The sequence below is a fragment of the Ruegeria sp. E5 genome, from assembly GCF_056534105.1.
In genome coordinates this window covers 287,635-309,763 of the sequence record NZ_JBQFPA010000003.1, presented here as the reverse complement: position 1 = coordinate 309,763, position 22,129 = coordinate 287,635, and the positions used below count along the sequence as shown (strand labels likewise).

21 protein-coding genes are annotated in these 22,129 nt (G+C 57.0%); 4 read left to right on the top strand and 17 right to left on the bottom strand.

What is annotated here, in order from left to right:
- Positions 1–5 precede the first annotated feature (5 nt).
- The 6 genes from ACR0BI_RS13465 to ACR0BI_RS13440 form a co-directional block, all read right to left on the bottom strand.
- The gene (locus ACR0BI_RS13465; RefSeq protein WP_170594704.1) at positions 6–998 is read right to left on the bottom strand and encodes an endonuclease/exonuclease/phosphatase family protein; all 993 of its coding nucleotides are present in this window, start codon (positions 996–998) and stop codon (positions 6–8) included.
- Between the two features lie 3 nt (positions 999–1,001).
- Positions 1,002–1,682, bottom strand: coding sequence for a molecular chaperone DjiA (locus ACR0BI_RS13460; RefSeq protein ID WP_170392133.1), 681 nt, complete (start codon positions 1,680–1,682; stop codon positions 1,002–1,004).
- A 9-nt stretch (positions 1,683–1,691) separates the two neighbouring features.
- Entirely contained in the window at positions 1,692–2,216 is a 525-nt protein-coding gene (locus ACR0BI_RS13455) for an N-acetyltransferase family protein (RefSeq protein ID WP_480562386.1), read from the bottom strand.
- Complete coding sequence (locus ACR0BI_RS13450) at positions 2,213–2,815, bottom strand: VOC family protein (RefSeq protein ID WP_170732941.1); 603 nt, start codon at positions 2,813–2,815, stop codon at positions 2,213–2,215. Before ACR0BI_RS13450 ends, ACR0BI_RS13455 begins: the two co-directional genes overlap by 4 nt.
- A gap of 109 nt (positions 2,816–2,924) precedes the next feature.
- Entirely contained in the window at positions 2,925–5,051 is a 2,127-nt protein-coding gene (scpA, locus tag ACR0BI_RS13445; RefSeq protein WP_480562387.1) for a methylmalonyl-CoA mutase, read from the bottom strand.
- Positions 5,048–5,863: a hypothetical protein gene (locus ACR0BI_RS13440; protein ID WP_170647969.1), complete on the bottom strand. Its 816-nt coding sequence runs from the start codon at positions 5,861–5,863 to the stop codon at positions 5,048–5,050. The genes scpA and ACR0BI_RS13440 overlap by 4 nt, the downstream gene beginning before the upstream one ends.
- 170 nt (positions 5,864–6,033) lie before the next feature.
- On the opposite strand from ACR0BI_RS13440, the gene ACR0BI_RS13435 reads away from it, so the two are divergent.
- On the top strand, positions 6,034–6,480 hold the full coding sequence (locus ACR0BI_RS13435; protein WP_480562388.1) for a DUF4174 domain-containing protein: 447 nt from the start codon (positions 6,034–6,036) through the stop codon (positions 6,478–6,480).
- A gap of 76 nt (positions 6,481–6,556) precedes the next feature.
- Here ACR0BI_RS13435 and ACR0BI_RS13430 read toward each other — a convergent pair whose 3' ends face one another.
- Together ACR0BI_RS13430 and ACR0BI_RS13425 are read right to left on the bottom strand one after the other, a co-directional pair.
- Positions 6,557–8,602 carry an acetyl-CoA carboxylase biotin carboxylase subunit gene (locus ACR0BI_RS13430; RefSeq protein WP_170401528.1) on the bottom strand — a complete coding sequence of 682 codons (2,046 nt, stop codon included), beginning with the start codon at positions 8,600–8,602 and terminating at the stop codon, positions 6,557–6,559.
- Positions 8,603–8,719: 117 nt separating this feature from the next.
- Positions 8,720–8,923 carry a hypothetical protein gene (locus ACR0BI_RS13425; protein ID WP_170392147.1) on the bottom strand — a complete coding sequence of 68 codons (204 nt, stop codon included), beginning with the start codon at positions 8,921–8,923 and terminating at the stop codon, positions 8,720–8,722.
- A 650-nt stretch (positions 8,924–9,573) separates the two neighbouring features.
- On the opposite strand from ACR0BI_RS13425, the gene ACR0BI_RS13420 reads away from it, so the two are divergent.
- Complete coding sequence (locus ACR0BI_RS13420; RefSeq protein WP_480562389.1) at positions 9,574–10,725, top strand: DcaP family trimeric outer membrane transporter; 1,152 nt, start codon at positions 9,574–9,576, stop codon at positions 10,723–10,725.
- 86 nt (positions 10,726–10,811) lie between these two features.
- On the opposite strand, the gene ACR0BI_RS13415 is transcribed toward ACR0BI_RS13420, so the two are convergent.
- The 3 genes from ACR0BI_RS13415 to ACR0BI_RS13405 all read right to left on the bottom strand — a co-directional run bounded on the left by ACR0BI_RS13415 (position 10,812) and on the right by ACR0BI_RS13405 (position 13,342).
- Positions 10,812–11,165: a hypothetical protein gene (locus ACR0BI_RS13415; RefSeq protein ID WP_170392151.1), complete on the bottom strand. Its 354-nt coding sequence runs from the start codon at positions 11,163–11,165 to the stop codon at positions 10,812–10,814.
- Positions 11,166–11,301: 136 nt separating this feature from the next.
- Positions 11,302–11,781, bottom strand: coding sequence for a DUF6497 family protein (locus ACR0BI_RS13410; protein WP_480562390.1), 480 nt, complete (start codon positions 11,779–11,781; stop codon positions 11,302–11,304).
- Between the two features lie 28 nt (positions 11,782–11,809).
- On the bottom strand, positions 11,810–13,342 hold the full coding sequence (locus ACR0BI_RS13405) for an acyl-CoA carboxylase subunit beta (RefSeq protein WP_170392153.1): 1,533 nt from the start codon (positions 13,340–13,342) through the stop codon (positions 11,810–11,812).
- A gap of 181 nt (positions 13,343–13,523) precedes the next feature.
- Here ACR0BI_RS13405 and ACR0BI_RS13400 point away from each other — a divergent pair, with 181 nt between their 5' ends.
- Both ACR0BI_RS13400 and ACR0BI_RS13395 read left to right on the top strand, forming a co-directional pair.
- Positions 13,524–14,729 carry a multidrug effflux MFS transporter gene (locus ACR0BI_RS13400; RefSeq protein WP_170563891.1) on the top strand — a complete coding sequence of 402 codons (1,206 nt, stop codon included), beginning with the start codon at positions 13,524–13,526 and terminating at the stop codon, positions 14,727–14,729.
- Positions 14,730–14,793: 64 nt separating this feature from the next.
- The gene (locus ACR0BI_RS13395) at positions 14,794–16,194 is read left to right on the top strand and encodes a helix-turn-helix transcriptional regulator (protein ID WP_170392156.1); all 1,401 of its coding nucleotides are present in this window, start codon (positions 14,794–14,796) and stop codon (positions 16,192–16,194) included.
- A gap of 56 nt (positions 16,195–16,250) precedes the next feature.
- Here ACR0BI_RS13395 and ACR0BI_RS13390 read toward each other — a convergent pair whose 3' ends face one another.
- The 6 genes from ACR0BI_RS13390 to ACR0BI_RS13365 form a co-directional block, all read right to left on the bottom strand.
- Positions 16,251–16,490, bottom strand: coding sequence for an HP1242/YdcH family protein (locus tag ACR0BI_RS13390; RefSeq protein ID WP_170392158.1), 240 nt, complete (start codon positions 16,488–16,490; stop codon positions 16,251–16,253).
- Between the two features lie 133 nt (positions 16,491–16,623).
- Positions 16,624–18,282 carry a choline dehydrogenase gene (betA, locus tag ACR0BI_RS13385; protein ID WP_170392160.1) on the bottom strand — a complete coding sequence of 553 codons (1,659 nt, stop codon included), beginning with the start codon at positions 18,280–18,282 and terminating at the stop codon, positions 16,624–16,626.
- Positions 18,283–18,370: 88 nt separating this feature from the next.
- Positions 18,371–19,879, bottom strand: a complete 1,509-nt coding sequence (betC, locus tag ACR0BI_RS13380; protein ID WP_170594688.1) for a choline-sulfatase — start codon at positions 19,877–19,879, stop codon at positions 18,371–18,373.
- Complete coding sequence (gene betI / locus ACR0BI_RS13375; protein ID WP_170392164.1) at positions 19,876–20,448, bottom strand: choline-binding transcriptional repressor BetI; 573 nt, start codon at positions 20,446–20,448, stop codon at positions 19,876–19,878. Before betI ends, betC begins: the two co-directional genes overlap by 4 nt.
- 57 nt (positions 20,449–20,505) lie before the next feature.
- Entirely contained in the window at positions 20,506–21,438 is a 933-nt protein-coding gene (locus tag ACR0BI_RS13370; protein ID WP_170392166.1) for a DMT family transporter, read from the bottom strand.
- A gap of 40 nt (positions 21,439–21,478) precedes the next feature.
- The gene (locus ACR0BI_RS13365; protein ID WP_480562391.1) at positions 21,479–22,078 is read right to left on the bottom strand and encodes a LysE/ArgO family amino acid transporter; all 600 of its coding nucleotides are present in this window, start codon (positions 22,076–22,078) and stop codon (positions 21,479–21,481) included.
- Between the last annotated feature and the right edge of the window lie 51 nt (positions 22,079–22,129).

The following is a 22,129-nucleotide window of genomic DNA, read 5'->3' as shown; positions in this document are numbered from 1 at the left end:
AAAGGTCAGAGGTCGATATCCAACGTCACCGGGAAGTGGTCGGATGCGGTTAGCAAGGCATCCCTCAGCTCGGGGTTGCCCCAGCAGGCGGCATCGCGAAACGGATGCCAGATGCGCCAGTTCGGGTGGTGGGCGCGCAAATCCTCGCTAATCATGATGTAGTCCAACAACGCCTCAAGATACCGTCCCTCATTCGGCCGCGCAAATCGTGCAGTTGCTGGGACGGAACCGGGGCGCAGTTCCAATGCCCTTGCTGCATGAGGATCATAGAGCCCCGCCTGCAACAATATCTCGACCGACGATCGACCGAAGAGGTGTTCGAACTCATCCAGTCCGGGTCCGTCATTGAGATCGCCCAGCAAAATCACCGGCTCTTGCTCCGTCAAATGATGTCGGACCCGTCGACCCAGCCATACCGCCTGCGCCAACTGCTTACGGCGATTGGCAATCGAAATTCGTATCATCTCATCCCGCGATGCAGCGCCATGGGGCGCTTTGGACTTCAGATGCGCCCCGATCAGTCGAAACTCCTGCCCTGAGGTTGTTTGGATCGCCAATTCCATCGGAGGCTTTGAAAACCGCACAAGATCCTCGGTCGCATCCACATCCAGGTCGATCCGGAACTCGGCATCGAAACGCGGCGCGTTCTCGGCCTCCCTTGCGTCGTGTTTGGCTGTAAGAATTTCGGGATCATAAAGCAGGGCCAATTCCTGATGTGTATCATTGGGAAATCCCATGATTGCATGGCTTGTACGCAGACCGAACGCCTCGGCAAATCGCTGCAAGGCACGGACGGTATTCTGAGACTTGCCTGTGTTGGGGGCTTCGACGATCAGCATCGCATCGGCATCGATCGCCGTCAGCACCTTTGCGATCGCCTCAACCTGCCGGGCCTTGGTCACATCGTGACGCCCTGACCAGCTGCCATCGACAATCAGGCTGTCATTGCGATCAAACAGGTTGGCGAACCATTCGATATTGTAGGTCGCCAACCGCACGGATCAGACCCGAGCGCCGTTGATTTCATCCCAGGCGCGGTTGATATCGATCATCTTTTTCTCGGCCAGCCGCACCGCCTCTTCCGGAACGCCGCGTGCCAGCATCGCATCGGGATGAGTTTCTCTCACCAGTTGCCGCCAAACCTTGCGAATTTCGGTCAGAGGAGCGTCGCGGGGAACGCCCAGAACCGTATAGGGGTCTTTCGGCGCATCCGGTACGAAACGCGCGCGCAGGGCCATGAACTGAGCGTCGGTCTGGCCAAAAATGCGGCTGACTTCTTCCAAAAACTCGTTTTCGTTCGGATGGTAGAACCCGTCCGCCATGGCAATGTGAAACAGCCCTTCCATCAAATCGCACAGGGTGGTGCTATCTTCGGCGAACATGCGGGCAATCCGGCGGGCATAGTCCTGATATCCAGCAACGTCTGTCCGTGCCATGTCAAAGACCTTGGCCGCCCCGTCTTCATCTTCGGGCGCGATCTGAAACACTTCACGGAAAGCCGTCACCTCATCCCGCGTCACCTGACCGTCGGCCTTGGCCATCTTGGCGCCAAGCGCCACGACAGCAATCGCAAAGGCCACCGAACGTTCTGGCGGCGTGCGCAGTTTCTCAAACACCGCAGTCAGGCTTTCGCCCTGGGCAAGCGCGTTCAGCGCGTCGGCTATTCTGGACCAGATCGACATGGGCGCACCCTAGCGTGCCTTGTCACGACTGTCAGGTGCGACAGATGACTGCGGGCCGAGTATTTTCTGCATCAGGACAAGATCCAGCCGCTGCCCCCATTTGAACCCCACTTCAGGCATGCGTCCCACCTGCTTGAAGCCAATTGCCTTATGGAAGGCGATGGCTGCAGGGTTGGCCGATGAAATGCCCGCCACCAAGACATGCACGTTATCCTCCCGCGCGATGGCTTCAAGAGCCTCCATCAACGAACGGCCAACATTCTGGCCTCTGGCTTCGGGTGCCAACTGTATCGAATGTTCGCGGCACTGCGCATATCCCGGTCCCGAGCGGAAGGTGCCATAGGTCGCAAACCCCTCGACGGCACCACTGCGCTCGGCGACCAAGAAGGCGGGACCTCTGGTTTCGATCTCTGCCACCACGCTTTCAACGCTGCGTTCATCGGTGGTGAAAGTGACCAGCGTATCACGGATAATCACGTTTGCTATCGCCGCAATCGCGGATGCATCGTGGGCTCTGGCCTGCCGGATGTTCATTCCAGCACGCGCAACCCGTGCGGTGTTTCGATTTCAGCGCGCAATGCAGCCGGGCCGCTGTCAAACGCGACATACTCCAACGCCCCCAAACCCTTGGCTAAGTCGATTGCATCCGGATGGCACACTATAAGGCGGCGTAACCGGCAGCCACTGTCCTGAAGCATTTGCGCCGGATGCAGATCACCCTGCCACTCGATAAGCGCCGGAAAGAGGTTGTCAAATGGCAGACGTCCATTTGGGGGGACTGCCATACGCCAGCGCAGCGCGCCTCGGTTCAGATCGATAGGTTGTCCGACGCCGTCGGGGAAAACGGTCAGTGACGCTTCGATATCCGGAACCCGGCAAATCCAGTTGGTCAGGCGGGGTGATCCGGTGAATCGGTCCAGATCGAACCAGCGCGTCCTTTGCGGTTTGGAGGCTTCGGGGTCGATCGCAATCGCCTCCAGATAGAGCCCATCCCGCAAGCCCAGAAGTCGATTATACGTTCCGAATTTTTCGTGCTTGCCGCCGTCCTGAAGCCGCACGCCCAGCGCCTGTTCGATATGGTCAGAAGCTTCTTCAAGCGTTTCGCCCGCAACAGCCAGATGATCCAGTAACATGAAGACGCCTCCTGATGACAAACGACCAGACCATTTGGGTCTGGTCGCATGTTTTCCGCAAAGGGGCTAAATCACAAGATTTTTCGTACGAAAAATCTTGGCACCGGCGTTAGGTTTTGGCTTCGCCGATCAAACGCAAGATGTCTTGGGCCGCTTCAGGGATGTTCGTTCCCGGACCAAAGATAGCCTTCACACCGTGATCGTAAAGGAACTGGTAATCCTGTTGCGGAATGACCCCACCGCAGATGACTATGATCTCTTCAGCCCCTGCCTTTTTCAGTTCCTCAACCAACTGAGGCGCCAATGTCTTATGCCCCGCAGCCTGCGAAGAGATCCCGATCACATGCACATCATTGTCCACCGCGTCCTGTGCGGCTTCTGCAGGCGTCTGGAACAGAGGGCCGACATCCACATCAAACCCGATATCGGCAAAGGCAGTGGCAATCACCTTGGCACCTCGATCGTGGCCGTCCTGCCCCATCTTGACCACCAGCAGACGCGGGCGACGCCCCTCGGCCTCGGCGAATTCTTCGATGGATTTCTGGATCGCGGCAAAGCCTTCGTCACCCTCATATGCCGCGCCATAAACACCGGCCAGGGTCTTCACTTCGGCGCGGTGGCGGCCGAACTCTTTCTCCATTGCCATGCTGATCTCTCCTACGGATGCGCGGGCTCGGGCGGCCTCGACGGCGGCGGCCAAAAGGTTGCCACCCTCGCGGGCGGTCGCGGTCAGGGCGTCCAGCGCCTGCTGGCACGCAGCCTCGTCACGGGTGGCGCGGATACGTTCCAGCCGTGCCACCTGAGCTTCGCGCACGGCGACGTTATCGACATCGAGAATGTCGATCGGGTCTTCCTGTTCTTTGCGGTACTTGTTGACGCCGACGATGACCTCTTCGCCTCGGTCGATCATGGCCTGACGGCGCGCAGCGCTTTCCTCGATCCGCAGCTTGGGCATGCCACTGGCAACGGCCTTGGTCATACCGCCCATTTCCTCGACCTCTTCCATAAGAGCCCAGGCTTTTTCGACCAACTCGTTGGTCAGGCTTTCGACGTAGTAAGAGCCCGCCAGCGGATCGACCACATCGGTCACGCCGGTTTCCTCTTGCAACACCAGCTGCGTGTTTCGCGCGATACGTGCTGAGAAATCGGTTGGCAGCGCGATCGCCTCGTCCAATGCGTTGGTGTGCAGCGATTGGGTGCCGCCCAGAACCGCGCTCATGGCTTCATAGGCGGTACGGACCACGTTGTTATAGGGATCTTGCTCCTGCAGACTAACACCGGATGTCTGGCAATGTGTCCGCAGCATTTTCGACCGTTCGGATTTCGCACCAAACTCGGTCATTACGCGATGCCATAGGGTGCGCGCGGCACGCAGTTTCGCGATCTCCATGAAGAAATTCATGCCGATGGCGAAGAAGAACGACAGACGACCCGCGAACTTGTCCACGTCCATACCCGATTGCGTCGCAGCACGCACATATTCGCGGCCATCGGCGAGCGTATATGCCAATTCCTGTACCAGGTTCGCGCCAGCCTCTTGCATGTGATAGCCAGAGATCGAGATCGAGTTGAACTTGGGCATCTCGTTCGAGGTGTATTCGATGATGTCCGAAATGATCTTCATCGATGGCTCGGGCGGGTAGATGTAAGTATTACGCACCATGAACTCTTTCAGAATGTCGTTCTGAATGGTGCCCGACAGCACGGATTTGTCATGCCCCTGCTCTTCACCCGCAACAATGAAGCTGGCCAGAACAGGGATCACCGCCCCGTTCATCGTCATTGAGACTGAAACCTTGTCCAACGGGATACCGTCGAACAGGATTTTCATATCCTCAACGCTGTCGATGGCCACACCGGCCTTGCCGACATCGCCCACCACACGGGGATGGTCACTGTCATACCCCCGGTGAGTCGCCAGATCGAAGGCGACCGATACACCTTGCTGGCCGGCTGCCAGATTGCGGCGGTAAAATGCATTCGATTCTTCAGCCGTCGAGAAGCCTGCATATTGACGGATCGTCCAAGGGCGCCCTGCATACATCGTCGCCTTTACGCCGCGCGTAAACGGACCGAAGCCCGGAAGCGAGCCCATATGCGGCAGATCAGCCGTGTCTTCCTGAGTATAAAGCGGTTTGACGTCGATGCCTTCCAGCGTCTCTTTGGTCAGATCGCCCAAAGGTCGGCCGCGCAGCTCTTTTTCAGCCAGCACCTGCCAGTCGTTGGTGTCGGTCATGTCGATTTCCTCTGTTCAATTCTGGTTTCGGCGGGGGCGACCCCGCGTGCATTGCTATCTGTCCGGCAGATCAGTTCAGCCCTCCCATCGGCGCCCGAGGCAAGCCATTCCAGATCATCGGCATAATCAGCCCAAAGCTGCATCGCCTGTTCAGCGGTCAGACCATGGGGCGTGGCTTTGGGCGCAGCATTCAACGCAAGGCCATCGCTGAATTCGGGCGCGGTGCGACCCGTCAGCGCCTGAAGCTGCGCCTGTTGATGACCCGCAAATTCCTCAAACGGCAAAACGAGCAATGGGACGCCCGGGAAGGCGTGGCTAATATCGGTGATGACGTCTCGCCAGCTCCGCTTGCTTTGCGCGATGCGGGTCCACTTTGTGGGCTCTAATGGGGCGCTGCCACGTTTGAACTTATAGGCGGCCACGGAAGACCAATACATATCCAACGCGCGGATATTCAAAGCAATTTTAGTGACTCTTCCATCAAATGCCCTTGCCAAAAGCTGCCCACGTTCCCGCATGCCTGGATAGAGCGAGGCAAAGGCAATATTGCGCTCCATTGAGCCCACGAAATTCTCTTGGCTGACCAATAGCTGCGTCGCGCCGTCTTGCTGACATACGTCCAACTCGCGGCGTAATCCATCACAGACCTCTGGCGTCAATTTGTTCAAGCTGTTGAGGCCATTGGAGCGTGTTCGCTCCGGCCCCCAATACGCCAGACCTTGATCTGCAAGGACCTGCACGTTCCGGCTCAGATAGTTCTGGAAACTGGTGCTTGCACATCGATGTGCGCCGCAATGCAGGATCACTTCCATCGGCCTACTCTCCCAACGCGAAGGCCGCGGGAACGGCGCGTTTTGTAGGCAAATTGATAAATACGCATGGGTGGGTGCGGCGTCCACGAAGCAAATTTTTGGTGATCACACGCATTTCGTCAGTCGCATTCGCCCCAGCAGAGGCTATATTCATGACAACAGGAGGCCTCATGACACGCACGCTTGCCTTTGTTTTCTCGGCACTATTGCCGTTGGCCGCCTTGGCCGCCGACGCGACTGCCCCTGCGGATGACAGCCTTGTTCGTCCAGTAGCTGACAGCGATCTAAGCGATTTTCTCTGGACGCATCGCCCGATCGTCGTTTTTGCCGATACCCCGGCAGACCCAAGATTCCAGCAACAGATTGACATGTTACTCGAAGGTGAGGACGCAATGCGGGATCGCGACGTGATTGTCTTGACCGATACTGATCCGGCGGCGCGATCATCGATCCGATCAAAACTGCGACCACGTGGATTCCAGTTGGTGTTTGTCGACAAGGATGGTGTCGTCAAACTGCGCAAACCCAGCCCATGGAGCGTGCGTGAGATTGGCCGATCCATTGACAAGACGCCTTTGCGCGAACGCGAAATCCGCGAACGACGTGAGGGCGGCTGAGCACCTGCGACATGCCTCAAGATCCCGGCGGAAGCCGCTGGGAACTTTGAAAGATATGTCGCAGGTGCGCGCATCATCACTCGAACTCGATGATCACATCGTCAACGGCCAGACTGTCGCCGGGGCCCGCGTTGATCTTGGAGACAACGCCCTTTTTCTCGGCGCGCAGGATGTTCTCCATCTTCATCGCCTCAACGGTACAAAGTGCCTGACCTTCCTGCACCTCCTGACCTACTTCCACATCAATCTTCACGATCAAGCCCGGCATTGGGCAGAGCAGCATTTTCGATGTATCAGGCGGCAGCTTCTCGGGCATCAGGCGGGCCAGTTCGGCCTGACGCGGGGTGCGCACATGTACCTTGAGGTCAGCCCCTCGGTTTCGGATACGGAACCCGCCCGATATCTTTCCAACCTTCAAGACCAACGGGCTGCCATCCACGTCCAACACCGCAAGTTGGTCACCCGGCGTCCAGTCAGAGGACACACGCAGAGCTGACCCGTCTTTGAATTTGACAGTCGCGCCCTGTTTGTCAGCCTTAACCTTGACGCTGAAATCCTGCCCTTGCAGAGCGACATTCCAACGTTTGCCGACCTTCCGTTCATGGTTGTCCATCCGGCCCGATACGCGGGTGCGACGGATTTCGGCAACCCGGTGCATGGCAGCGCACGAGGCTGCGATGCGACGCAGATCTTCTTCGGGAAGGTCGACGCCTTCAAACCCGTCCGGATACTCCTCGGCGATGAAAGCGGTCGTCATTTCACCACTTACAAATTTCGGGTGATCCATGACCGCTGACAGGAATGGCAAGTTGTGACCGATGCCTTCGACTTCGAAACTGTCCAGCGCCACGCGCATGGCTTCAATCGCCTGTTCGCGGGTCGGTGCCCAGGTACACAGCTTGGCGATCATCGGGTCGTAATACATGCTGATCTCGCCGCCCTCATAGACGCCGGTATCGTTACGCACAGCGCTATCCCCTTTAGGCGCATCACCTTGCCATTTGTCATTCACAAGCAGCGGGCCGGCTGCGACCTCCTGCGGCGGGCGATAACGGGTAAGGCGGCCAATCGAGGGCAAGAAGCCACGATACGGGTCCTCTGCATAAAGACGGTTTTCAATCGCCCAGCCTGTCAGGGTGACGTCATCCTGCGTGATCGACAGTTTTTCACCAGCGGCCACACGGATCATCTGTTCGACAAGATCGACACCAGTGATCAGTTCGGTCACCGGGTGTTCCACCTGCAGGCGGGTGTTCATTTCGAGGAAGTAGAAGTTCTTTTCGCCATCCACGATGAACTCGACCGTACCGGCGCTGGCATAGTTCACAGCCTTGGCTAACGCGACCGCCTGTTCGCCCATCGCCTTGCGGGTTTCAGGGTCAAGGAACGGCGATGGCGCCTCTTCCACAACTTTCTGGTTCCGGCGCTGGATCGAGCATTCGCGTTCCCCGAGATAGATGCCATTGCCGTGACTGTCACAGAGCACCTGAATCTCGATGTGGCGCGGCTGAGTCACAAATTTCTCGATGAAAATCCGGTCGTCGCCGAAGGAGTTCGCGGCCTCGTTCTTGGATGACTGGAAACCTTCCCGCGCCTCTTCGTCATTCCACGCAATCCGCATGCCCTTGCCACCGCCGCCAGCGCTGGCCTTGATCATCACCGGATAGCCAATGTCGTTCGAAATCTTCACTGCCTCATCGGCGTCTTCGATCAGGCCCATGTAACCGGGCACCGTCGAAACCCCGGCCTCCTGCGCGATCTTCTTCGAGGTGATCTTGTCCCCCATGCTTTCGATCGCACCGACCGGGGGGCCGACAAAGGCGACGCCTTCGGCATCCAGCGCCTCGGCGAATTTGGAGTTCTCGGACAGAAAGCCATAACCGGGATGGACCGCCTGCGCGCCGCTTTTACGGATGGCATCCATCACCTTGTCGATGACGATGTATGACTGGTTGGCGGGCGGTGGGCCGATATGCACGGCCTCATCCGCCATTGAAACATGCAGGGCGTTCTTGTCAGCATCTGAATAGATGGCAACCGTGCCAATGCCCATCTTGCGGGCGGTCTTGATGACCCGGCAGGCAATCTCGCCCCGGTTTGCGATCAGGATCTTGTTGAACATGGAACGTCCTTTGGCTTGATGTTCTGGAAACGCAAAACGCCGCCGCGGGGCGTTGACCCCACGACGGCGTGATGCGCAATGACGGACGGGACTTTTCCAGCCCCGTTAAATTCAGCTTTAGTTACAGTTGTTCTGGGTCTTGCAGTAAAGCACGTTACCCGCAGCCCCGACTGCCGCCCCAAGCAGCGGATCTGCACTGAGGACCGCCGCCCCCAGAGCCCCCGCACCGCCGCCAAGGATCGCCTGTTCACCGGTCGAGCCACCGCAGGCCGCCAAACCCGCGCAGGTTGCCAACGCAAGAGAAATTCGTTTGATTCGCATGGTTTCTGCCCTTCTAGATTTTTTGCAGTCTTTGAGAGCAGATGCCGATTTCGCGCCTTGTTATGCAATAACACGGACCACAAACTTGCGAATTGCGCAGGTTTTTGCCGTTTTTTGTCCAAACCTGACAAAAAGAAAACCGCGGACAGAACTCTGTGGGGAACACAAGCCTGCCCGCGGAAGGAAGGGGTACGGAATAGTAGGTGCTTGTGCGACGCAGGCAAAGTAGAGCCGCACGGCCCAATCACTGTGCACAGCACAATTCTGGCCGCCAACCAGTTATTGTTTCCATCTGAGATTCCGGCTGAAACCTGCCCATCCAGCGCGGCACCACGCAGATTTGCGCCGACGTCGTAATCGCCCGGACAGCGACGACTACGTCTGAAATCCGTCACGTTCCTGTTACAAATCGAAGACTTGTAGCGAGGCAGTGCGCGAGGCACCTCACGCAACATCACTACAAACTCACGCAAAAATCCTTCCGGTGACAGTAACTTAGATTCCGGTTTCACCGCAGTGTGAAACGTCACATGTCTACCGACACTTTTGCTTGAAAAATTGAGAGCATCTTCTCTCAACTTGGTGATTTCCCAAGAATTCAGTTGCGTGGAACGGTGCCCCTGCACACTCGCACACAAGGAACTATCCATATGATAACAAAGGGTAAAACCGCCAGCCTGCTTGCTGCCAGCGCGCTTTCCGTGACCGGTATGCAAGCCTTGGCGCAAGATGCACAAACTCAGGCTGAATTGGCTGCACTGCGCGCCCGGGTCGAAGCGCTGGAATCCTCCAATCCCGGGTCTGGCACTGGGGATCTGCAGATCGGCAACACCACTCTGGACGTCTACGGTTATGTCAAAGCCGACTTCTTCTATGACTTCGAATACGATCAGGGCGACACCGCATTCGTAAACGTGATTGGTGAACCCTCGGCCGAGACGGATGGAACGTTTGGCGCCACAGTCCGTCAGTCTCGTATCGGGCTGCGCACCAGCACGCCTTCGGGAATCGGTGACATTCAGGGCCAGATCGAAGTCGATGCCTTCGGCTCGGACGGAACCGCCGAATTCCGAATTCGTCATGCCAATATCCGAATTGGGGAACAATGGCTGATCGGACAATACTGGACCAATTTCCAACCTCTGGACACCTACCCGACCTCGGTGGAATTTAACGGGCCGGTCGGGATCGCTTTCGCGCGCGTACCGCAGGTGCGCTACACCAACAATATCGGATCGAATACCACCTTCGCCGTTTCCGTTGAAGAAAACGTCGGCGGCTCGGATTCGGATGATCCTGTGCTGACTGGTTCGGTCGAATACAACGATGGCAAATACATCGCTCGTGCCTCGGCGCTCTACGGCAAGGCGCAATCCGGCGACGTCGAGGTCGATCAGACCGGTTTCTCTTTGTCGGGCTCGATCCGACCGTGGGAAGGTGGGTTGTTCCAGGTCAACTATGTCAACGGCGAGGCACTTGGCCCCTACCTGATCGGCTTGGGCGACGCAGTCGTCGGGGGTCAGGCCAACGATGTTGAAGGCTACACCATCGAATTCCGTCAGGACCTGAGTTCCAAATGGAACGTCGGCATCGCCTATGGCAAGGAAGACTACGACCTGCCTACATCGACCGGTACTTTGTCGTTCACCGAGCTTGAGACGATCCACGTCAATGCCTTTTACAAGGCGACAGACAACCTGACGCTCAGCGCCGAATACATCTATGGCGAGCGGAACGACACAATTTCCGGCGACACATTCGACGGCAATCGTGTCCAGTTGGCCGCGCAACTCAACTTCTGATGAAAACAGCCTACCCTGCCCATTAGCGGGCAGGGTTCCAGTGTCACTGATCATCTGAGTGTTATGTGCGGCAGCCCCGGTCACAATCAGCGCACTCCGTCGAACACGTCAGGGAAAGATTGGCGCGCGGCGTCCAGATTGATCACCAGCAGAGCATCGTAGCTTGCAGGATCAAACGGGTCTTCGGCGGCGACAACCTCACGCCCGAACAGCCAACTTAGACGGCCCGCGTCCAGATTGCCTCGCTCAAAGGGCTGATCACCAAAATGCGCCCATAACGCCTCGATAAACGCGACATCTGCGCGCTTATCGGCGGGTTTGCGATCGCGAAAGCGTTCTCGCTGGGTCAGCGGCGTAACGCCCTTGGGATTGGCCCGCCGAATGGTGAACTGGAAGTCTGTTCCGGGCAAACGTCCGGGGAAACCGCGATGTTTCAGCATTGCGAAACCTCAACGGACAAGTTCCAGATATGGCAGGCCATCGGACATGCCTGCGGGATTGAAGTGATCATGCGAACCTCCAGAGCTGCATCACTGTATCGGGACACTCTGAGACTGTGACATTGTTGGTTCATGGTCAGAGCCCCTCCCAGATACACCGGGATTGATCCAGCCGGTAGGCTTCGAAGAACTGCGTTGCGTCAGGTTCGGAGGTGCCGAACGCTACCGGTCTGTCCGAAAACGAAATCACAATCCGGGCAGGCTGCAATTCGTGCTGGGCCACGTAAGGCACCGCCAGTGTTTCACACAAATGCTCCATGTCGACTACGGCGACATCATATGTGATACGACCTGCAGTCGATCCGATCTTGGGTGCAATGAACCTAAACCGCACCCAAAGCTCACCCGGATTGGTGTCCAGAAGCACATCGCTAAGCTCGACCGGTTGACCCGATGGCACGGGCAGCAGGTTTGAGGCCAGCGCCGAACCTACTCCGACCAGCAACGTAATAACCCCGGCGCATCCCCGGATCCGCCAGCGGCGGCCTCCTTCCTCCGGGGGAGCGTGCAGAGTGGTTGCAACCTGCACGGTCTTATGTCCGGTCAATCGGGGCATTTACGGCTCGGGCCTCCTCGGCGGGCATTTACAGCGGGATATTGTCGTGCTTTTTCCAAGGGTTCTTCAGTTGCTTGCCGCGCAGGCTCGCAAATGCACGTGATACACGGCGGCGGGTCGATTGTGGCATGATCACCTCGTCGATAAAGCCGCGCTCGGCCGCAACGAAGGGATTTGCGAACCGGTCCTCATAGTCCTGAGTGTGTTGCGCGATCTTATCGGAATCGCCGAGATCGGCGCGGTGGATGATTTCGGTCGCGCCCTTTGCACCCATCACCGCGATCTCAGCCGTGGGCCAGGCATAGTTGAAATCGCCGCGCAGGTGTTTCGACGCCATCACATCATACGCACCACCATAAGCTTTACGCGTGATCACCGTAACCTTCGGAACCGTTGCCTCACCATAGGCAAACAACAGCTTCGCACCATGTTTGATCACGCCGCCATATTCCTGCGACGTCCCCGGCAGAAAGCCCGGCACATCTACCAGCGTCAGGATCGGGATTTCAAAGCAATCACAGAACCGCACGAACCGGGCCGCTTTTCGGGAACTATCGATGTCCAAACATCCTGCCAATACCATGGGTTGGTTGGCCACGACGCCCACGGTCTGCCCCTCAAGCCGGATAAAACCGGTGATGATGTTCTTAGCGTAGTCTTCCTGAATCTCGTAAAAATCACCCTCATCCGCCACTTTGGTGATCAGTTCCTTCATGTCGTACGGCGTGTTCGGATTGTCCGGGATCAGCGTATCCAGCGATGTCTCGACCCGGTCAGGGCTGTCAAAAAACGGACGAACCGGCGGTTTCTCGCGATTGTTGAGCGGAAGGAAGTCGACAAGACGGCGCACCTCGGCCAGCGCCTCCACATCGTTTTCAAACGCGCCATCAGCGACCGACGACTTTTTGGTGTGGGTCGAAGCCCCTCCCAGTTCCTCCGCCGTCACGACCTCATTGGTGACGGTCTTCACAACGTCTGGGCCGGTCACGAACATGTACGAGGTGTCTTTGACCATGAAGATGAAGTCGGTCATTGCAGGACTGTAAACCGCACCACCTGCGCACGGCCCCATAATCACGCTGATCTGCGGAACAACGCCTGAGGCCATGATATTACGCTGGAACACCTCAGCATATCCGGCCAATGAAGCGACGCCCTCCTGAATCCGCGCGCCGCCCGAGTCGTTGATCCCGATCACCGGCGCTCCGTTTTGAACTGCCATGTCCATGATCTTGCAAATCTTCTGCGCATGGGTTTCTGACAGCGAGCCGCCGAATACGGTGAAGTCCTGGCTGAAGACGTAGACCATTCGACCATTGATCGTACCCCAGCCTGTGACCACCCCATCACCAGCAGGCTTTTGTTTCTCCATCCCGAAATCAGTGCAGCGATGGCTGACAAACATGTCAAACTCTTCAAAGCTGCCTTCGTCTACCAGCAACTCGATCCGTTCGCGTGCCGTCAGCTTTCCGCGGGCGTGTTGCGAGTCGATGCGTTTTTGCCCGCCACCCAATCGCGCGTTGTTGCGACGGCCTTCGAGCTCGGAAAGGATGTCTTTCATGTCGGTAGTCTCCCAAGAGAATTTGCGCGACCATAACGAGTTGGGATCGGCGGCCAAAGAAGTTTTCGGCAAATTTGCAAATATTTGGCAACACTATTTGAGATAACTGCAAATTTGTTAATTAACACAACAAGCCAAACTGCCGATGGCATTTCGCGCGATCAGGGTCTAAAGGTAAACCATGCAGTTCAGTTCACCCTCTGTCAGCCGCACGCCCCCCACGCTTGCAACACTCGTTTTGTTGTCAGGATTGTCGGCGCTGAGCATGAATCTGTATCTGCCCAGCCTTCCCTTTATGGCGACGTATTTTCAGACTGATTACAAGGTGATGCAGCTTTCGATCGCGCTTTATCTTCTGGTCAACGCGGCACTGCAAATCTTAATAGGACCCATCGCCGATAAGGCCGGACGTCGGCCTGTACTGCTGTGGGGACTCGCCCTTTTTTTGCTGGCAACGCTCGGGTGTATATACGCCCCAAATGTCGAAACCTTTCTGGCCTTCAGAATGTTTCAGGCCGTCATTGTCGTTGGTATTGTCTTAAGCCGTGCGGCTGTGCGGGACATGTACGAACAGGACCAGGCTGCTTCGATGCTCGGATATGTCACCATGGGGATGGCAGTCGTCCCGATGATCGGCCCTGCTGTCGGCGGGCTTCTCGAAGAAACTTTTGGCTGGAAAGCCAATTTCTGGCTACCCTTTGCCCTTGCGGCACTAGCGCTGGCGCTGACCTACCAAGATTTTGGCGAAACCGCCGCCGCAAGCGGCAAAACACTGATGCAGCAATTTCGCGAATACCCTGAACTGCTGAAATCGCCCCGCTTCTGGGGCTATTCCCTGTCCTCAGCGTTCTCTTCAGGTGCGTTCTTTGCCTATCTCGGGGGCGCACCCTTTATCGGGACCGAAGTGTTCGGCATGACAGCCGCCGAGGTCGGCATCTACTTTGGTGCGCCTGCGATTGGCTATTTCTTCGGTAACTTCATCAGCGGTCGATTCTCGGTTCGCTTCGGTGTCAACCGAATGGTGCGCTGGGGATGCTGGCTGAATGCAATTGGCGTGGCCCTATCAGCTTTGTTGTTCCTAGTGGATTTGGGAACGGCTCTCAGCTTCTTCGGCCTGATGACCTTCGTCGGGTTGGGCAACGGCATGGCGATCCCAAATGCAACCGCCGGATCGCTTTCGGTCCGCCCGCATCTTGCGGCTACAGCCTCTGGTTTGAGCGGTGCGATCATGTTGGGCGGCGGCGCGGCACTCAGCGCATTGGCAGGCGCATTGCTGACGCATGAGACAGGCGCGATGCCTCTGCTTTGGCTGATGCTGGCAACCGCCGCCCTGGCAATCTGCGCGATCAGCGTTGTTATCTGGCGCGAACGGCAATTGGGTCTGTAGACGGCTTGCGCGACAGGGTTTGCAAAGTTAGCCTGCAGATTCAGTAAAGCTGCAAAGAACCGCCATGGCCACTCAGAAACTATACGCTGGCGCCAAGCTGCGCGAAATGCGCACACGCCTGACCCTCACGCAGAAGGATTTCGCCGCAAAACTGGGCGTTTCACTGCCCTATTTGAACCAGATGGAGAATAACAACCGGCCGATTTCGACGACCGTTGTTCTGGCACTAGCGCAAGAGTTTGGTATGGATGTGACCGAACTCAGCACAGGGGATAGCGAACGATTGGTTTCGGATATGCGCGAAGCACTGGCCGATCCGGTGTTCGCCGAAACGGCGCCCCCTCTGGCTGATCTCAGGCTCACCGCCTCAAATGCGCCCGCGCTTGCACGCGCGTTCATCGAGTTACACCGCGCCTATCGCCAGACCCATGAACGCCTCGCCTCGCTCGACGAGGCATTGGGCCGCGAGGATGCCCGTATTCAGGCCAGCCCATGGGAAGAGGTGCGCGATTTCTTTCACTACTGCGACAATTATATTGACGCCGTTGACCGCGCCGCCGAACGCTTCGCCAGCCGTGCCGATGAAACCAGCGATATTCGGCAAGTCGCCCTGAACAGCCTGTCAGAACGCGGCATTCACGTCACTTTCGCCGACACAGAAACCTTACGCAGCTACAATGCTGGTGACAAAACCCTGCGCCTTTCCTCGCGCGCCGCACCACAAACGCAGGTCTTCCAACTGCTGCTGCAGGTGGCGTTGATCAGTCAGGATAAGCTGCTTGAAGCAACGCTAGATTTCGCCCGTTTCCAAAGCGATGAGGCCCGAGCCATCGCCAAGATTGGCCTCGCCAACTATTTTGCCGGGGCTTCGCTGATGCCTTACGGCGCTTTCCTATCCGCAGCGCAGGACTATCGGCACGATTTGGAGCTGCTCAGCAACCGGTTCGGGGCGTCGATTGAACAGGTGGCGCACCGCCTGTCCACGCTACAGCGCCCCGGCGCAAAGGGGATTCCGTTCTTTTTTGTCCGTGTCGATCAGGCCGGAACGATCACCAAACGCCATTCAGCTACGCGCTTGCAATTTGCCCGTTTCGGCGGTGCCTGCCCACTCTGGAATGTCCACCGGGCATTCGAGACCCCGGGTCATTTCCTGCAACAGCTAGCCGAGACACCGGATGGCGTCCGCTATATCTCATTGGCTCGTGATGTTTCAAAATCCGGAGGCTCGTTCGGTGCTCCTGTCCGCCGCTATGCCATCGCCTTGGGATGTGAGGTTCGTCATGCCGAAGCATTGGTCTACGCCGATAATCTCGACATAAACAACGCGAGCGCTTACGAGCCCATCGGCATATCCTGCCGCATCTGCGAGCGCCAGACCTGCCACCAAAGATCGGTCCCACCGTTAGAGCGCCGCCTGACCATCGACGCCCATAGCCGCGGCACCCTGCCTTATGAGGTCACCTGATCTTCATCTGGCCATATATATCCTGCGAGTCCGGGGGCAGAGCCCCCGCCTAATCCTTAGCTTTTTGACAAGATCGCCCAGATCTCGTCCTTGAGCGCCGCGCGTTTCTTTCGCAAATCAACCTCGGCCAATTCCTCCATCGGCTCAACATTGGTTTCAGCCCGATGCACGGTGCGGTTGACCTCATGATACTCATCCGCAAGTCGGGCAAAATGCGCATCCGTTTGCTTGAGCTGGCTCATCACTTCGAGCTTGTCGGGGAACTCTTCAGCCAGTTCATGCGGGGTATGAGACATCCAGTTGGCTCCTTGTTTCAGCGTTACATCCCAAGGCTAAACATGACTGTCGCACTCCGCTTTGACGCCGATCAAATTCTGAGCGCAATCAACCAGCTTTCAGGATAAATGCACGCCGTGGGTTTTGGATGTGTCAGCGCTGTGCCGTTGCCCATCTCGGACTTATCCAGGGTTGGTCGTTCGCTTTGGGCAAAGGGTCTTTCTGCAGCAAATGGTCCGACATCTTTTCACCCACCATGATCGACGGCGCGTTCAGATTGCCATTGGTGATTTGCGGGAAAATCGAGCTATCGGCGACGCGCAATCCATCCACCCCAATCACACGCCCTTGCGGGTCGACAACGGCATCCTTGTCATCCGCACGGCCCATGCGGCAAGTCCCGCAAGGGTGATAGGCGCTTTCGGCATGCTCGGCGATAAAGGCATCTAGCTCATCGTCCGACTGAACCTCCGCCCCCGGTTGGATCTCTTTACCGGCAAAGGGTTTGAACGCCTGCTGTCCAAAGATCTCTCGGGTCAAGCGAATGCAGGTTCTGAAGTCTTCCCAATCCGAATCATGGCTCATGTAGTTGAACCGGATCACCGGCGCGTCTTCGGCTTTGGCAGATCGCAGAGTCACAGCGCCGCGCGAGGGCGACCGCATTGGCCCCACATGCGCCTGAAATCCGTGCCCTTCGGCTGCCGCCTGCCCGTCATAGCGAACCGCCATCGGCAGAAAATGATATTGTATGTCAGGATATTCCACACCCGGTTTCGAACGCACAAAGGCGGCGCTTTCAAACTGGTTCGATGCGCCAAGGCCGGTTTTGGTAAACAACCATTGCGCCCCGATCATCCCCTTACTGATCAGGTTCCAATGCTTGTATAGCGTGATCGGTTGTATCGAGGCCTGTTGGATATAAAGTTCTAGGTGATCCTGCAGATTGGCGCCGACGCCAGGGCGGTCGGCGACCACTTTGATACCGTGCTCAGCCAGGTGCGCCGCGGGTCCAACCCCCGAAAGCATCAGCAACTTAGGCGAATTGATAGACGAAGCCGCCAATACAACCTCGCGCCGCGCTGTGATCACTTCCCGTTTGCCACCCCGTATCAATTCGACCCCGGATGCGCGCCCAGAATCAATAATCACGCGCGCCGCAAGACCCCGGATGATTTCGCAGTTTTGCCGCTTGAGCGCTGGCCTAAGGTACGCATTCGCCGCCGACCAGCGCCGTCCTTTCCAGACGGTCTGCTCCATCGGCCCAAAACCTTCTTGTTTCTCACCGTTATAGTCGCCAGTGACCTCATATCCAGCCTGCTGACCTGCATCGACGAACGCCTTAAACAGCGGATTTTCACGAGGCCCTCGCGACACGTGCAGAGGTCCATCCGTGCCTCTCCAGGTGTGATCACCGCCATGGCCACCATCATGCCAGGTTTCCATGCGTTTGTAGTACGGCAGCACATCTGCGTAAGACCATCCATCTGCGCCCATCTCGGCCCAGGTGTCAAAATCTCGCGCGTGACCGCGCACATAGACCATGCCATTGATCGAAGAAGACCCTCCGATCACCTTGCCCCGAGGGCAAGCAAGTTGACGATTGTTCAGATGTGGTTCGGGTTCGGATTTGTAGCCCCAGTCATATCGCGACATATTCATCGGATAGCTTAGGGCGGCAGGCATTTGGATGAAGGGTCCGGCGTCTGTGCCGCCATGCTCGATCACCAGAACCGAGGCTCCGGCCTCACTCAGACGGTAAGCCATCGCGCAACCAGCAGAACCGGCGCCAACAATGACAAAATCTGCTTCCATATTCGTGTCTCCGTTCACCTTCGGGGCAAGATTTTTCGACGAAAAATCTCCGCATTTCCGACGGGTGCAATTTCAAAAATGTAAAGGATTACTCGCCACGTGGATAACGCTGGCTATCCTCGACATCGTTCAGGTCCATATGATTGCGCATGTACCGTTCAGACGCTTTCTGAAGAGGCTGATAGTCCCAAGGATAATAGCCACCCTGCCGTAATGCCTCATAAACCACCCAGCGCCGGGCTTGGCTGGCCCTCACATCGGCATCAAAGCGATCCAAATCCCATCGCGCCTCGGATTTAGCACGCAGTGTTTGCAAGGTGCCTGCATGTTCGGGCAGACCAGCGAGATTTTCCATCTCATGCGGATCAGCCTCGAGATCGAACAGTTGATCGGGGTCCAATGTACAGCGATTGTATTTCCACTTGCCATAACGCAAAGAGACTAAAGGAGCGTATGAGGCCTCGGCGGCATATTCCATTGCAACCGGCGCGGTTCGGTCTGTGCCCTTTGCCAACGGAACAAGGTCCTCACCATCCGTCCAAGGTGAGATTTCAGCCATATCGACGCCCGCCAGCGTACCAAGCGTCGGTGTCACATCGATCGTCGAAACTGGTGTATCGATGCGACCAACTGGAAGATCGGGGGCCGAAATCATGAGCGGCACGCGGGAAGAGCCTTCGAAGAAAGTCATCTTGAACCACAACCCGCGCTCACCCAGCATGTCGCCGTGGTCGGACACGAACAGTATGATCGCCTCTTGACGCGTCGTTTCCAGAACCTCCAGTATCTCACCGATCTTGTCATCCAGATATGAGATATTGGCGAAATAGGCGCGACGGGATTTGCGAATATCCTCGGTCGTTATGTCGAAGCTGCGCCAGTCATTGGCATCGAAAATACGTTTGGAATGCGGGTCCTGATTGTCATATCCCAGATCCGCGATCTGTGGCTCAAGATGCTCACAATCTTCATACAGATCCCAGTACTTGCGTCGCGCCACGTAAGGATCGTGTGGGTGCGTGAAGCTGACGGTCACACACCAGGGGCGATCATCCTTGCCGCGTGCAAGGTCATATAGCTTGGCCTTGGCGTTATAAGCGACCTCGTCATCATATTCCATCTGGTTGGAAATCTCGGCAATGCCTGCCCCAGTGACCGAGCCCATATTGTGATACCACCAGTCGATGCGCTCACCGGGTTTACGATAATCCGGCGTCCAACCGAAATCTGCCGGGTAGATATCAGTAGTCAGACGATCTTCGAACCCGTGCAACTGGTCTGGGCCAACAAAGTGCATCTTGCCGGACAAGCAGGTGTAATATCCTGCACGACGAAGGTGGTGGGCATAGGTCGGGATATCGCTGCTGAACTCGGCGGCGTTGTCATAGACGCCAGTGCGCGATGGCAGTTGACCCGACATAAAGCTCGCACGTCCCGGAGCACAGAGCGGCGAAGCAGTGTATGCATTTGCGAAACGCGTTGATCTTGCCGCCAGCTTCTTCAGGTTCGGCGCATGCAACCATTCTGCAGGACCGTCGGGGAAGAGGGTCCCGTTGAGCTGATCCACCATCAGGATCAGAATATTCGGCTTTGTCATTTTTCGGCCTCTAGGAAAACTCTCAGTACCCGCAGCGCATGGGTGACTGCCCGCTGCGGCTCTTGTGGGGAATTCAGTGCAGAGTGGATGTACAACCCATCGATCAGCGCGATCATACCTTCGGCAGCCTCGCTCGGGTCACTCATATGTGGGCGCAACGCATGGATCAGGTTCGAGCGGATGCGTGCCTGATAGATTTGCCAGAGCCTCAGCGCATCATCGTTGGTTTGAGCCAAAACATAAAAAGTCATCCAAGCTGCGATAACATCCGGTGTGAAACATGATGGCGCGAAACAGGCACGAATGATGGCCTGTGCGCGCTCTTCCGGATCTGCCGTGCTGAGTTGCGCGCGCGCTTCAGATCCAAAATCCGTCAGGATACGCCGCATCGCGGCTAGGAATATCTGTTCTTTGCCCCCAAAGTAATGATGCGCCAATGCACTGGACATCCCTGCGCGTTTGGCGATCTGGCTAACGGTGACATCAAGGGATTTTTGCGCGCCAAGCTCGGCGATCGTCGCCTTGACGATCGCGTCCCGCCGGATCGGCTCCATTCCGAGTTTTGGCATCTTCGCCTCTTCGCCATACCTGAGTGCAAGGAAGGCTAAGCGGTTTTTATTGACTCGTCAATCAATAACGGTTCTTGGTTTCGCCGGTGGGGTCTCAGAACCTTGCGGCGGTGTGCCGCCACGGCTCAGCACGGCTTCACGCCAGGTGATGAAGCTGACGGCAGCCAGGATCAGAGTGCCTCCTGCAATTACCCAAATGTCGATGCGTTCATGGAAGGCCAAAGCGCCGAGCAAAGTGGCCCAGATCAGCTGCAGGAACGTCACCGGCTGGGTCACGGCCACCGGGGCAGCCTGCAATGCAAGCGTCATGAAATAGTGCCCCGCAGTCGCAAAGCTGGCGACGATGAAAAGTATACCAAGATCGCGCAGGCTGGGCGGCTCCCAAACCGCGACGGCGAAAGGGATAAGCGCGATGGTGACCCATATCGAAAGATGGGCAACAACGGCTGAGGGACGGATATCACGGACCATCACTTTGGCCAGCAGATAGGAACCACCAAGCGCTAGTGCAGCCCCCAGCATCGCTATGTGACCGGGCAAAATCTCGCGAAAGCCCGGGCGCAGGATGATCACTACTCCGATCACAGCGACCCCAATCGCGGCGATACGACGAAAAGCTAGCTTTTCACCCAAAAACAGTGCCGCACCCACCGTGACGTAGATAGGTGTCATGTAATTCATCGCGGTCACCTCGGCGAGGGGGATGCGCGTCATCGCAAAAAACCACAGCATGACGGCGATGGCGTGGACCATTCCGCGTAGTCCAAACAGCGTTAGATTGCGCGGGGTCAATGGAGTTCCGAGGATCGCCCGGATTGCGGGCAAAAGAAACACCAGACCCAGGACATAGCGCAAGAATGCCGCTTGAATGGGGTTCATGCTGGTTCCCAGCACCTTCACCAGCGCATTCATGCCCACAAAGGACAGCCCGGCCGCAAGCATCCAAAACATGCCAACAAGCGGGCGGTGCTGATCATTAGGTGAGGTCATACAAACGGTTGAACACCGAATTCTGATCCGGGACAACCCTTCACATGATAACAAGTTTCAACGCGATCATAAGCATCACGATTCCGATGATAAAATCAAGAATCTGCCATGCGCGCGGGCGGGCAAAAATCGGTGAAAGCACTCTGGCACCGTAGCCGAGCGAAAAGAAGAAAACGAAACTCGAAGTCATCGCCCCTATCGCAAACCCCATGCGATCTGGATATTGGGCCGATATCGACCCGATCAATACGACCGTATCCAGATATACATGGGGGTTGAGCCAAGTGAAGGCCAGCACGGTCAGCATGGCCGCACGCAGACTGGTGTGCTGCCCTGTTGCGGTATCCATCACCGCCCCTCCCTGCCAGGCAGACCCAAAACTTCGTAGGGCGTACCAAATCAGAAACACTGCCCCACCATAGCGCATCACCGTTTCAAACCACGGCGCGGCCTGAGCCAGGGTGCCGAACCCTGCAACACCCGCCCCGATCAGTATCGCGTCAGACACTGCGCAGGTCAGGCACAGTGCAAAGACATGCTCGCGCCGCAGGCCTTGGCGCAGAACAAAGGCGTTCTGAGCGCCTATCGCCAATATAAGGCTAAAACTCAGGGCAAACCCCGCAATCATTGATGGGAACATGCAGCCTCCTGTCGATGCTCGTTGACTACATGGCCGGTATGAATCTATCAA

Coding starts and splice junctions, on each gene's coding strand:
- ACR0BI_RS13460 (WP_170392133.1), bottom strand. CDS start 1,682: ATGTCGATCTGGTCCAGAATAGCCGACGCGCTGAACGCGCTTGCCCAG.
- ACR0BI_RS13455 (WP_480562386.1), bottom strand. CDS start 2,216: ATGAACATCCGGCAGGCCAGAGCCCACGATGCATCCGCGATTGCGGCG.
- ACR0BI_RS13450 (WP_170732941.1), bottom strand. CDS start 2,815: ATGTTACTGGATCATCTGGCTGTTGCGGGCGAAACGCTTGAAGAAGCT.
- scpA (WP_480562387.1), bottom strand. CDS start 5,051: ATGACCGACACCAACGACTGGCAGGTGCTGGCTGAAAAAGAGCTGCGC.
- ACR0BI_RS13440 (WP_170647969.1), bottom strand. CDS start 5,863: ATGGAAGTGATCCTGCATTGCGGCGCACATCGATGTGCAAGCACCAGT.
- ACR0BI_RS13435 (WP_480562388.1), top strand. CDS start 6,034: ATGACACGCACGCTTGCCTTTGTTTTCTCGGCACTATTGCCGTTGGCC.
- ACR0BI_RS13430 (WP_170401528.1), bottom strand. CDS start 8,602: ATGTTCAACAAGATCCTGATCGCAAACCGGGGCGAGATTGCCTGCCGG.
- ACR0BI_RS13425 (WP_170392147.1), bottom strand. CDS start 8,923: ATGCGAATCAAACGAATTTCTCTTGCGTTGGCAACCTGCGCGGGTTTG.
- ACR0BI_RS13420 (WP_480562389.1), top strand. CDS start 9,574: ATGATAACAAAGGGTAAAACCGCCAGCCTGCTTGCTGCCAGCGCGCTT.
- ACR0BI_RS13415 (WP_170392151.1), bottom strand. CDS start 11,165: ATGCTGAAACATCGCGGTTTCCCCGGACGTTTGCCCGGAACAGACTTC.
- ACR0BI_RS13410 (WP_480562390.1), bottom strand. CDS start 11,781: ATGCCCCGATTGACCGGACATAAGACCGTGCAGGTTGCAACCACTCTG.
- ACR0BI_RS13405 (WP_170392153.1), bottom strand. CDS start 13,342: ATGAAAGACATCCTTTCCGAGCTCGAAGGCCGTCGCAACAACGCGCGA.
- ACR0BI_RS13400 (WP_170563891.1), top strand. CDS start 13,524: ATGCAGTTCAGTTCACCCTCTGTCAGCCGCACGCCCCCCACGCTTGCA.
- ACR0BI_RS13395 (WP_170392156.1), top strand. CDS start 14,794: ATGGCCACTCAGAAACTATACGCTGGCGCCAAGCTGCGCGAAATGCGC.
- ACR0BI_RS13390 (WP_170392158.1), bottom strand. CDS start 16,490: ATGTCTCATACCCCGCATGAACTGGCTGAAGAGTTCCCCGACAAGCTC.
- betA (WP_170392160.1), bottom strand. CDS start 18,282: ATGGAAGCAGATTTTGTCATTGTTGGCGCCGGTTCTGCTGGTTGCGCG.
- betC (WP_170594688.1), bottom strand. CDS start 19,879: ATGACAAAGCCGAATATTCTGATCCTGATGGTGGATCAGCTCAACGGG.
- betI (WP_170392164.1), bottom strand. CDS start 20,448: ATGCCAAAACTCGGAATGGAGCCGATCCGGCGGGACGCGATCGTCAAG.
- ACR0BI_RS13370 (WP_170392166.1), bottom strand. CDS start 21,438: ATGACCTCACCTAATGATCAGCACCGCCCGCTTGTTGGCATGTTTTGG.
- ACR0BI_RS13365 (WP_480562391.1), bottom strand. CDS start 22,078: ATGTTCCCATCAATGATTGCGGGGTTTGCCCTGAGTTTTAGCCTTATA.